Source organism: Corallococcus praedator, from assembly GCF_003612125.1.
GTDB classification, from domain to species: domain Bacteria; phylum Myxococcota; class Myxococcia; order Myxococcales; family Myxococcaceae; genus Corallococcus; species Corallococcus praedator.
On the sequence record NZ_RAWI01000322.1, the window covers coordinates 1 to 10998 of the forward strand.

The 10998-nt window shown below is 70.5% G+C and carries 11 protein-coding genes; 4 read left to right on the forward strand and 7 right to left on the reverse strand.

What is annotated here, in order from left to right; genetic code table 11:
• Nucleotides 1–104: 104 nt before the first annotated feature.
• The 3 genes from D7Y13_RS30780 to D7Y13_RS30790 all read right to left on the reverse strand — a co-directional run bounded on the left by D7Y13_RS30780 (nt 105) and on the right by D7Y13_RS30790 (nt 1784).
• Nucleotides 105–833 (reverse strand): phosphatase PAP2 family protein, encoded by a 729-nt coding sequence (locus D7Y13_RS30780; RefSeq protein ID WP_120535536.1) that lies wholly within the window; start codon nt 831–833, stop codon nt 105–107.
• Nucleotides 834–917: 84 nt separating this feature from the next.
• A complete protein-coding gene (locus D7Y13_RS30785) occupies nt 918–1352 on the reverse strand; it encodes an ExbD/TolR family protein (protein ID WP_233595561.1) in 435 nt (144 codons plus the stop codon).
• A 12-nt stretch (nt 1353–1364) separates the two neighbouring features.
• Nucleotides 1365–1784 carry an ExbD/TolR family protein gene (locus D7Y13_RS30790; RefSeq protein ID WP_120583770.1) on the reverse strand — a complete coding sequence of 140 codons (420 nt, stop codon included), beginning with the start codon at nt 1782–1784 and terminating at the stop codon, nt 1365–1367.
• A 441-nt stretch (nt 1785–2225) separates the two neighbouring features.
• On the opposite strand from D7Y13_RS30790, the gene D7Y13_RS30795 reads away from it, so the two are divergent.
• The 3 genes from D7Y13_RS30795 (at nt 2226) to D7Y13_RS30805 (ending at nt 5524) form a co-directional block, all read left to right on the forward strand.
• A complete protein-coding gene (locus D7Y13_RS30795; protein ID WP_370451676.1) occupies nt 2226–3542 on the forward strand; it encodes an HNH endonuclease in 1317 nt (438 codons plus the stop codon).
• Nucleotides 3539–4018, forward strand: coding sequence for an SMI1/KNR4 family protein (locus D7Y13_RS30800; protein ID WP_233595559.1), 480 nt, complete (start codon nt 3539–3541; stop codon nt 4016–4018). The genes D7Y13_RS30795 and D7Y13_RS30800 overlap by 4 nt, the downstream gene beginning before the upstream one ends.
• 99 nt (nt 4019–4117) lie before the next feature.
• Nucleotides 4118–5524, forward strand: coding sequence for an NAD-dependent succinate-semialdehyde dehydrogenase (locus D7Y13_RS30805; protein ID WP_120583768.1), 1407 nt, complete (start codon nt 4118–4120; stop codon nt 5522–5524).
• Between the two features lie 9 nt (nt 5525–5533).
• Here the strand turns inward: D7Y13_RS30805 and D7Y13_RS30810 are convergent, their stop codons facing one another.
• The gene (locus tag D7Y13_RS30810; protein ID WP_120535532.1) at nt 5534–6661 is read right to left on the reverse strand and encodes a hypothetical protein; all 1128 of its coding nucleotides are present in this window, start codon (nt 6659–6661) and stop codon (nt 5534–5536) included.
• A gap of 148 nt (nt 6662–6809) precedes the next feature.
• Between D7Y13_RS30810 and D7Y13_RS30815 the strand changes: the two genes are divergently transcribed.
• Nucleotides 6810–7781, forward strand: coding sequence for a COX15/CtaA family protein (locus tag D7Y13_RS30815; protein WP_120583767.1), 972 nt, complete (start codon nt 6810–6812; stop codon nt 7779–7781).
• Between the two features lie 7 nt (nt 7782–7788).
• Here D7Y13_RS30815 and D7Y13_RS30820 read toward each other — a convergent pair whose 3' ends face one another.
• From D7Y13_RS30820 to D7Y13_RS30830, 3 genes are all read right to left on the reverse strand, one after another.
• Nucleotides 7789–9288 carry an ABC transporter permease/substrate-binding protein gene (locus D7Y13_RS30820; protein WP_233595558.1) on the reverse strand — a complete coding sequence of 500 codons (1500 nt, stop codon included), beginning with the start codon at nt 9286–9288 and terminating at the stop codon, nt 7789–7791.
• Nucleotides 9285–10034 (reverse strand): ATP-binding cassette domain-containing protein, encoded by a 750-nt coding sequence (locus D7Y13_RS30825; RefSeq protein WP_120535538.1) that lies wholly within the window; start codon nt 10032–10034, stop codon nt 9285–9287. The genes D7Y13_RS30820 and D7Y13_RS30825 overlap by 4 nt, the downstream gene beginning before the upstream one ends.
• Before the next feature lie 15 nt (nt 10035–10049).
• On the reverse strand, nt 10050–10998 hold a 949-nt coding region (locus D7Y13_RS30830; RefSeq protein WP_120630859.1), incomplete at its 5' end, for a hypothetical protein.

Sequence of the window (10998 nt, forward strand, 5' to 3'; positions counted from 1 at the left end):
GCGGGGCTGTGTTTGGGAGGAGGACACGGAGGACGCGGACCCTACGCGCGAGGCGGCGGAGGTGGGGGCTCTTTCTTCATGCGTGGCGGACTTCGGCGCAAGGCTCATTCCACCGGCCGGCGGGCCTCTTCGCGCAGCGCGGGGCTTCTGCGGCGCACGTTCCGGGCGGCCACGGTGACGAGCAGGGACCAGGCGAGGCCGGCCACCCAGCCGCCCAGCACGTCGGTGGGGTAGTGCACGCCCAGGTAGACGCGGGTGCAGCCCACCAGCACGGACAGCAGCAGGGCGACGGACAGGATGTAGACCTTCACGCGCCGCTGCTCGGCGAACTGGGCCAGGAGCGCGCCCAGGGTGAGGTACGTGATGGCGGACAGCATCGCGTGGCCGCTGGGGAAGCTGGTGGACATGGTCTCGGTGAGGTGGGGCACGACCGAGGGCCGGGGGCGGTGGAAGACGTTCTTCAGCACGCCGTTGAGCAGCCACCCTGTCGCGGTGGCGCTGAAGACGAACAGGGACGTGCGGTAGCGCCGGGCCACCAGCAGGAAGCCGCACACGGCCACGGTGATGAGCGACAGCACGGGCGCGCCGCCCAGCGACGTCACGTCCCGGGCGGTCTCCGCGAGCCACCACGGGCCCCGGGGCATCGCGGGGTCCTCCTCGCGGCGCAGGGAGCGCACGATGCGCTCGTCGATGTCCTGGGTTTCGCCTTCATGCACCTCGTCGGAGAGGGCGACGAACCCCAGGACGCACGCCACCACCAGCAACAGCAGCGCCAGCGGCCGCGTCACCATCACGTCCCAACCCGACAACCACCGCCACGGCCCGCGTAACATGGCCGTGACATAGGACGTGGACCCGGAGCCCGCCACCGGCTTTCGCGCGGGAGTGTCGGACAGGCTCCAGGTCCCAGGCCCGGCTCAGCGGGATTCCACCGCGAGCCCCAGCCCTTCCGCCCCAGCAGCCTTCGCTCCGTCGAGCGCCACCACCAGCCGCGCGTACGGCGCCCGCGCGTCGGGCTGGAAGAACAGGCCGCGCTGTCCCCGGGGACGGGCTTCCAGGAAGCGGCGCAGGCGCGGCACGTAGTCCGCTTCGCTCACGGCCTCCCCTTCCAGGAGCAGTGTCCCTTCCGCCGTGAGCCGCACGAGGCCCGGGGACAGCTCCTTCGACGGAGGGGCGTTGGCGGAGGCAGCCTCCGCCGAAGGGAGCTGGAGCATGAACTCGCGGCGCATCAGCGGCGTCACCACCATGAAGATGATGAGCAGCACCAGCACCACGTCCACCAGCGGCGTGACGTTGATGTCGGATTGGAGGGCGGACTGCGGCTTCACCAGGAACTGGCGTTTGGAGCGCATGGCGATGGGTCCTCAGTGCGGTTTCTTCACGGCGACACCCAGGGACACCTTCAATGCGCCCGCGTCTCGCGAACGCTGGAGGACCTCGAGCACGTCGCCGCACGTCAGCGCTTCGTCCGCCTTGAGGAGCAGGCGACGCTCGGGGTGCGCGAGCAGTTCCTCGCGGACGCGGTCCTGCAGGCGCGAGGCGTCGGGGAGCGCTTCGGTCCCGACGAACAGGGCCTTGTCGGCGGTGAGGGAGAAGATGAGCGGCTCCGGCGGGGTGTCGCGGTGCTCACCCTGCGCGGCGGTGGGAAGGGTGACGTCCTTACCCTGCTCGTCCATGGGGGCACCCACCATGAAGATGATCAGCAGCACCAGCACCACGTCCACCAGGGGTGTGAGGTTGATCTCGGCCTTCACTCCGCCCCGGCCTCCCACGGCCATTCCCATGCACAGCCTCCATGTCTGTCCTTGCGAACCGGGCACCATGGGACCACGGGCCTGGGAAGGCGTTGGCCGTGGGCAGCCGGTGGTTCCGTCATCGTTCGGTCATGGCATCCAGAGACGGGGCTGCTATCACCCAGGGACGGTCGCACAGTCCTTCATCCAGGAATCCAGATGCGTGAGAGGAGACATCGGGCCCCCCAGCCCAGGTGGATGGTCCTGGCGTGCCTCGCGCTACTGACCACGAGCTGTGTCTCATCTCCGCTGGGTCCCGACCCTGACAGTTCATGGGTGACCCAAGGCTCGGGCGATGCAGTCACCACGGACTGTCACGGTCAGGAGTTACCTCTCGACTGGCCCGACCCGGACTCCAGAGCGGAGGTCCTGGCGCCCTTCCTGACGTGCGCATCGCCCGCTGCATTCGTTGCCATGCAGCGGGGTCTGGACATGCCTCGGCTGGTGGAGTCCATGAATGACTGGGACGCCGTCCGACTCGGGGCCCTGGGTCCTCTGGATGCAAAGGCCGCCCGGGTCCTCAATCGAAAGCGCGCGGCCTTTCTCGTCAGCGGCACGGAACGCTTCGGCGTGGCCAGGACCGAGGTCTTCGCACTCTTCATCATCCACTCCGCGTTCGATGACGAGCTGCGCGCAGTGCTCGACCTGCTGGCCCGGGACAAGCAACTCGCGGAGACGCTGGGAGCCATGCCCACGGCCCGCGAGCAGTTGCGCCAGCGAGGCGTGATACTTGAGGAACACCCAGAGCGTGCCGAGCGAACCGGTGATGTCTTCCGAGGTCTGGGCCGAGCCGGCCGGGATGCACTCTCCAGCAGCGAGATGAGTTCAGGGGCCCGCTATCTGGACCTTTCCGCGAAGCACGGGCAGCTCCCTTCTCCCTACAGGCAGGCGCTCGATGAAGTGGAGCGGTCTCTCATGGAGCGGCACTTCTCGCCGGCCAGCGTGGTGTCGGGGAGCTTCGATCACCTGACGTTTGGCGTGCCCCTGGGCTTCTTCCATCTCGTGGAAGGAACAGCTCACGGAGCGACCTCGCTGGCAGCGGGAAGGTATGAGCAGGCCACGCGCGAGCTGGCACCGGCGGCGCTGATGGTCGCGCTGTACTCAGGCAGCAAGGGCGCGCGTGCCCTTCTCCAGGTGCCACGACTCCAGAAGCCGGTGCTCGATCTGACTGGATTGAAAGCGGTGCTGGGAGGCCTCGAAGAGCGCCTGGGCATCGACGCCGCTCGCGACCTGCTCAAATACCTCCGTGCCAGTCGAGAGAACGCCTACGTCGCGGCCGAATGGGGCGAGGCAGGGGTACTTGCGCTGTATGAAGCCCAGGGCAACGCGGCGAAGGCGCAAGCACTGTTGGCGGAGGCGAACCCAGGACGGACAAGACCTCATCCGACGAAGACCGCGGCAGGACGGGGCGGGATCCGAGAAGGCTCTTCCACGAATGGATCCGCGACCGACACGCCCATCCGGAACGCGCATCTCGCGGGTCAACGTCACCCCGTGACGGGCGTTCCCTTCGATGCGGAAGGCTACCCTGACTTCAAGGCAGCAGGGGTCGTCAAGGCCGAGGTGAGACTTGAGTACACCGGGTCTCGAGCTGGAGATTTTGCCGCCGCGAACAAGGCAGCAGGCCTGAGAGAGACACCCAAGGGAATGACCTGGCATCACCATCAGGACCGGACGACCCTGCAGCTGGTTCCTACAGCCATCCACGCCCGGACAGGGCATACAGGCGGCTTCTCAGGAGGTCCATGATGGCTCAGCTGGTGCGAACAACCGAGGGCGGACCGCCGCTGAGCGAGGACGACCTCCGTTCATTTGAACAACGGTGCGGGTTCAAGCTCCCACACACGCTTCGAGAGTTCCTCCTGGCCACCAACGGCGGAAGGCCGGAGCGCGATCTCTTCAAGATCCACGGGCTCAAGGGGAACCCACTTGGCCGGATCCACCTGTTCTTCGGACTGAAGGACCCCGTCGAGTCCTGCAACCTCGATTGGAACCTGGAGGTCTTCCAGGAGCGCATTCCGCATGGGCTACTACCCATCGCGACGACTGAGGGCGCGGACAAGATCTGCCTGTCGGTGGCGGGCGCCGATGCGGGAAGGGTCTTCTACTGGGACGCGCATGCCCCAGTGGGCGAGAACAACCTCCACCCCCTGGCCGATAACCTCGGCGCCTTCATCTCGGCGCTCAGGTCGGATGCGCTGTCGCCTGTCATCCTGAAATCCTGAGCACACGTCCTGAGGCGTACGCTCGGGCGCGGTCGGCGTTGTCTGCGGCGGAGGGGCTGCTATCACCCGGGGACGCTCTCACCTGGGAGGCACCCGCACATGGCCATCGCCACCATCAGCCCCACCACGGGCAAGACGCTGCGCACCTTCGAGGCACTCTCGTCCGAAGAGCTGGAGCGCAAGCTGCAACGGGCCGCGGACACGTTCCGCACCTACCGGGAGACGTCCTTCGCGGACCGCGCCCGGTGGATGCGCCGCGCCGCTGAAATCCTGGAGGTGGAAGCCGACCGCTTCGGCCACCTCATGACGGAAGAGATGGGCAAGCCGCTGGAGGCCGCGAAGGCCGAGTCCCGCAAGAGCGCCACCGCATGCCGCTACTACGTCACCCGCGCGGAGAAGCTCCTGCGCGATGTGCCCATCGACGTGGATGGCGACACCGCCTTCGTCCGCTACCAGCCCCTGGGCGCCGTGCTCGCCATCATGCCGTGGAACTTCCCCTTCTGGCAGGTCGTCCGCTTCGCCGCCCCCGCCCTCATGGCCGGCAACGTGGGCCTGCTCAAGCACGCCTCCAACGTGCCCCAGTGCGCGCTCGCCCTGGAGGAGGTCTTCCTCAACGCCGGCTTCCCCGAGGGCGCCTTCCAATCCCTGTTCATCGAGACCGCGGAGGTCAACCGCGTCATCGAGGATCCACGCGTCAAGGCCGTGACGCTCACCGGCAGCGAAGGCGCGGGCCGCGCCGTGGGCGCCGCCGCCGGCAAGGCCATCAAGAAGGTCGTGCTGGAGCTGGGCGGCAGCGACCCATTCATCGTCATGCCCAGCGCGAACCTGGACAAGGCCGTGGAGACCGCCGTGTCCGCGCGCCTCATCAACAACGGCCAGTCCTGCATCGCCGCCAAACGCTTCATCATCGCGGAGCCCATCGCCAAGGAGTTCGAGCGCCGCTTCGTGGAGCGCATGAAGACCATGGTCGTCGGCGACCCGATGGACCCCAGGACGGACGTGGGTCCGCTCGCCACGCCCGGCATCCTGGAGGGCCTGCACGCCCAGGTGCAGGCCAGCGTGAAGGCCGGCACCCGGCTGCTCCTGGGCGGCAAACCCCAGGGTGGCCCCGGCAACTTCTATCCGCCCACCGTGCTGGCGGACCCGCCGCCCCAGGCGCCCGCGTTCCATGACGAGCTCTTCGGCCCCGTCGCCACGCTGCTGCGCGCCCGCGACCTGGAGCACGCCGTGGAGCTGGCCAACGCGACCCCGTTCGGCCTGGGCGCGAGCGTGTGGACGCAGGACGCCGCCGAACAGCGCCGGTTCATCGATGGCATCGAGGCCGGCATGGTGTTCGTCAACGCGCTCGTCGCATCCGACGCGCGCCTGCCCTTCGGTGGAGTGAAGCACTCGGGCCATGGCCGCGAGCTGGCGGACCTGGGCATCCGGGAGTTCGTCAACGCGAAGACGGTGCGCATCTCCGGACCGTCCGGAGGCCCTCCCCCGGTGAAGCACGCGGCCGAGTAGCAGCCCGAACTAGCGCGTGCGCACCCTGCCATCCATGGGCGCGCCGTGCACCTCTTCCAGCGCTTCGGTGACGGCGTCCACCTCCGCGCCCAGCTGCTCCACGCTGCGGCGCAGGCCCGCGCCCGCCACGTCCGCGTCCGCGGTGTCCGCCGAGCGCGCCCGCACCACCTGCGCGTAGAGGTTCTCCAGCGTGTAGGCCAGCCGCGTGTACTCGGCCTCCAGGCGGTCCGCCGCCTTGGTCAGCTCCGCGCGCTGGCGCACCTGTTCATCCAGCACCTGCAACGCCGCGCGCAGCCGGTCGCGCACCACGCTGTCCTCCTCCGAGGCCCAGCGCGTCTCCAGCGTCTTGCGCTCCTCGCCCAGCCGCCGCACGTCCTCCGGCGTGGCCACCGTGCGCAGCTCCCGCTCGCGGCGCAGCAATTCGTGGCAGCTCTTGCGCAGGTCCTGCACGGTGCGGTCGGGTGAACGCACGAACTCCTGCAACACACCCGGCGCCGCGCGGAACTCCGCCAGCAGCTTCTCGCATACCGCATCCACGCGGACGAGGCGCGGATCCTTCGGCGCCTCGGGCACCTTCGGCGCGACGGGCAGCACCGGGGCCTCCGGCTCCTCCACGCGCGTCAGCAGCGGGTTGTTGTGCGCGCGCAGGTGCTTCGCGGCCCCCTTGAAGAACCCCAGCGCCACGAACAGCAGCCACCAGTACTGGTGCGGGAAGCGGACCACGGTGGCCACGCACGCCAGCGCCACGATGAGCTGCCCCACGCCCACCACCGGGTTGCGCGAGGCCGCCTCACGGGCCTCCTTCTCCGCGCGCTTCGCATTCCGGTACGCCTGCTGCTGGGAGACGTAGGCTTCGCGCTTGGACTGCCGCTCCGCGCGGCGCAGGGCGTCCTTCGACTCGCGCTCCCACTGCTTCTCCCACCGGCGACGCTCCTGCTCCGCGCCCCGCTCCCATTCGCGCTCCCAGCGGTCGCGCTCCTTGTCGGTGGGCAGGCGACCCATCCGGCGCACCCACGCCTCCAGGGCAGCGTCCTTGCGCGCGCGGCCTTCCTCGATGGCCGCCTCCAGACGACGCAGGCGCTCGGCCGCATCGGGGGAGGACGGGGAGGCAGGCGGCGCTTCGCGGTCTCGGGGCACGCGGTGACGCTAACAACTTCTCCCAGGCTTGGGGACTGTCCGACCCGGCGCCATAAGGCCGGGTGTTGGGGGCATGGCGGGCAGCCGACAGCCGGATGGCCTCGCGCGGTGGCCTGCCCGGGTGGGATGCGGTAGTTGCTCAGGCACGATGACCCATCCCGCCGCGTCCCGCCGCTTCCAGTGGTTCAGTCAGGGCGTCCTCGTCTACACGCTGGGCGTCATCCTCTGGGGCGCGTTCGTGCGGGCCACCGGCTCCGGCGCGGGCTGCGGCGACCACTGGCCCGTCTGCAACGGCGAGGTGGTGCCCCGCGCCCCCACCCTCCAGACCCTCATCGAATACACCCACCGGCTCACCAGCGGCCTGGCCACGGTGCTCGCCGTCGCCCTCTACGTGTGGGCCCGGCGCGCCGTCCCCAAGGGCCACCCGGCCCGGCACGCCGCGGGCTGGGCGCTGTTCTTCATGCTCACCGAAGGACTCGTGGGCGCGGGCATCGTGCTGCTCAAGTACGTGGCGCAGAACGCGTCCCTGTGGCGCGCGGTGTGGATGGGCGTGCACCTGACCAACACCTTCCTGCTCGTGGGCGCGCAGACGCTGGTGGTGTGGGCCGCTGCTGGCCGGGCGCGCATGGTGCTCAAGGGCCAGGGCACGGTGGCCGTGATGCTGGGCCTGGCGGTGGCCGGCATGGGCGTGCTGGGCGTCAGCGGCGCGGTGGCCGCGCTGGGCGACACGCTGTTCCCCGCGACCAGCCTCGCGGACGGCCTGCGCCAGGACATGTCGGAGACGGCGCACGTGCTCCTGCGCCTGCGCGTGCTGCACCCGGTGTTCGCGGTGGGCCTGGGCGCGCTGCTGGTGCTGGTGGGCCGGTGGGTGACCCGGCTGCGACCGTCGCCGGAGGTGAAGCGCGCGTCCATGCTGCTCACCGGCATGTACGTCGCGCAGCTGTGCGCGGGCGTCATCAACCTGGTGCTGCTGGCCCCGGTGGCGATGCAGCTCATCCACCTGCTGCTCGCCGACTGCGTGTGGATGTGCGTGGTGCGGCTGTGCGCGGCGGGGCTCGCGGAGGATGCGCCGCGCTTCGAACCCTCCCCGGCCCCCGCGTCCAGCGTGGAGCCGGTGTAGCGAGGCCCTACCCCCGCACGCGCAGCCCCCGGGGCACCATCGCCCGCGCGACCAGCTCGAACAGGCCGCTGACGAGCAGCGCGAGCACCGCCGACGGCACGGCGCCCTCCAGGATGAGCCCCACGTTGTCCAGGCGGATGCCGGTGAGGATGGGCTGGCCGTAGCCGCCCGCGCCCACCAGCGCGCCCAGCGTGGCCGTGCCCACGTTGATGACCGCCGCCGTCTGGATGCCCGCGAGGATGGACGGCGCCGCCATGGGCAGCTCGATGCGCCACAGCCGCGCTCGCGCCGGCAGGCCCAGCGCCTCCGCGGACTCGCGCACCTCCCACGGGATGCCTCCCAGCCCCGCCGTCGTGTTCCGCACGATGGGCAGCAGGCTGTAGAGGAACAGCGCCGCGATGGCCGGCTTCGAACCGATGCCCAGCAGCGGAATCATGAACACCAGCAGCGCCAGCGACGGCACCGTCTGGATGACGCTCGACAGGCCCAGCACTGCCTGCCCCAGACGGGGACGGCGCGCGGCCACGACGCCCAACGGAATGGCCAGCGCGATGGCCGCGAGCAGTGACACGCCCACCAGGAACAGGTGCTCCCGCGTGCGCTGCCAGATGCGCGACACGGTGCCCTGCGCGCGCACCTCCGTCGACAGGCCCAGCTTCGCGTGGAGGAAGTCGGAGGCCACCTGGGCCTCGGGCACGCGCTCCAGCCGCGCGCGGGCGTTGAGCTTCACCATCTGCGCTTCCGTCAGCGCCCCCTCCAGCCGGCGCACCGCCTGGAGCGCCTGGGGCGCCTTGGCCTCCAGGTCCTCGCGGTAGAGCAACACCGCGTCGTACGCGGGGAAGTGGCGCCGGTCGTCCTCCAGCACGCGCAACCCATAGGCCGCGATCTCCGCGTCGGTGGAGTACAGGTCCGTGAGCTGGAGCGCTCCGCTCTCCAGGCCCCGGTAGGCCAGGTCATGGTCCAGGCCGCGCACGTCGCGCTGGGGCAGACCGTACGCATCGCGCAGCGCGGGCCAGCCGTCGCCCCGCTCCATGAACTCGTTGCTGAAGCCCACGCGCAGCTCCGGGTGCTGTTTCAAATCGGAGATGCGGCGGATGCCCAGCCGTTCGGCCTCCGCTTCCTTCATGCCCAGCGCGTACGTGTCATTGAAGCCGAGCGACGCGCTCATCCGCAGCCCCTCGGCCGCGAGCGCCTGGCGGAGCGCGGCGTCGTCGGGCAGCGAGCGACCGGCGAACAGCTCCTGGCGCAGCGTGCCGGTGTACTCGGGATACACGTCCAGTTCGCCCCGGCGCAGCGCCTCCCACAGCACCGTGGTGCCACCCAGCTCCCGGCGGTGCGTCGCCTGCGCTCCGGCGTCCTTCGCCACCTGCGTGACGAGTTCGCCCAGGATGACGGACTCGGTGAACTTCTTGGAGCCCACGCGCACCTCGGGCCCTTCCCCGGACGGCTTCGCGCACGCGCCGAGTCCCAGCAGGACCCACAGCATCAGCACCGCCGCCCGCGTCATCCGGACCTCCCCACCGGCAGCGGACGCTGCGCCTGGATGAAGCGCGTGACGAAGGCGTCCCCGGGCCGCGACTCCAGGTCTTCCAGCGTGCCCTGCTGCACCACCTGGCCATCGCGCATCAACACGATGCGGTCCCCCAGATAGGCCGCTTCCGCCAGGTCGTGGGTGACGAGCACCACCGTCTTGCCCAGCCGCTCGAAGATGCCGCGAAGGTCCGCCTGGAGGTCGTGGCGCACCAGCGGATCCAACGCGCCCAGCGGCTCGTCCAGCAGCAGCACGTCCGGATCCAACATCAGCGCGCGCATCAGCGCCACCCGCTGCCGCTGTCCTCCGGAGAGCTGTCCGGGGAAGCGCTCCAGCGCATCGGCGGGAAAGCGCGTCAGGTCCATCAGCACGCCCAGCCGTTCGCGGATCCGCGCTTCCGGCCAGCGCAGGTGTCGCGCCATCAGCGTGACGTTCTGCGCGCCGGTGAGGTGCGGAAACAACCCGCCTCCCTGGAGCGCGTAGCCCACGCGCTGTCGCACGGCGAGCAGCGCGTCCTCCTCCGTGGCCAGGGGTTGCCCGTCGAAGAGGACCCGACCGGTGTCGGGCCGCGAGAGGCCGTTGAGCAGCCGCAGCAGCGTGGACTTGCCACAGCCGCTGGGACCGATGAGCACCGAGGTGGCGCCCTTCGGCAACGTCAGCGACAGCGGGTGCAGGGCCTGCAACCCACCGAAGCGCTTGGACACGCCTTCCAGGATGAACACGGACGCCACGTCCCTTCAGCGCGGAGCGAACACGCCGTTACAGGAGGCCGGAAAGGGGAAGGCCCTGGCGGGGAAGCTGCACGCGGCGAACAGGCCCTGCCCCTGCCAGTCCACCCCGCCCGTCCAGACGACGACGTCACCGCCCCCGTCCGGAGACGGCGCGGTGAAGCGCGCGCAACGCGTGGCGACGCCTTCCACATAGCAGTCCAGCACCTCCACCGGACTCGCGCCGGGGAGCGCGTCGTGCAGCTCCTCCGCGCTCTGGTCGCGCCAGCGCCCCACATGGGCGGAGCCCGGCTGCACCGGCTGGAAGACGCTCCAGGAGAACGTGGACGTGTCGCAGCGGATCCGCCCCGCGCGCGTCGTCGAGTCCGCGAGCTGGCAGCCCTCCGGCACGCCCAGGACGCGCCACGGCAGGAAGGGCGGCGTGATGAGCGAGGAGGGCGACAGCGCGTCGCCTTCCGGATTGCCCTTCGTGGAGAGGTAAGCGAACAACTCCAGACACCGACCCAGGTCCGCGCGCGCGTTGTCACGCGCCACGCACCCCAACTGCCGCACCCGCCCCGCCGAGGTCGTCACCGCCGTGACGTATCCGCCCGCGCGGCAGGGCTCCTCGCCCTTCAGGCCCGCGCACTTCGCGAACCGCAGGGAGGGATGCGACCGTCCCGCGAGTGGCAGCTCCCCCGTGACCTCCGTGAGCCGCAGGCCCAGGCGCGACCGGACGCGGGCATGCCCGGTCTCCACGGCCTGCGCTTCCCCTACGTCCGTCATCTCCTCCAGCCACACGGAGAGCCCGCCGCAGCGGTACGTGCGCGACGTGGCGCTGGAGGGCACGGGCACGCAGCCGTCGAAGAGGGCCTGGGCCTCCGCGACGAAGGGGCCCACGGGCGTGGAGCCCACGACGGGGACGGCGGGGGCCACCGGCACGGTCGCCTGACACGCGGCCAGCAGGCCCCCCCCAAGC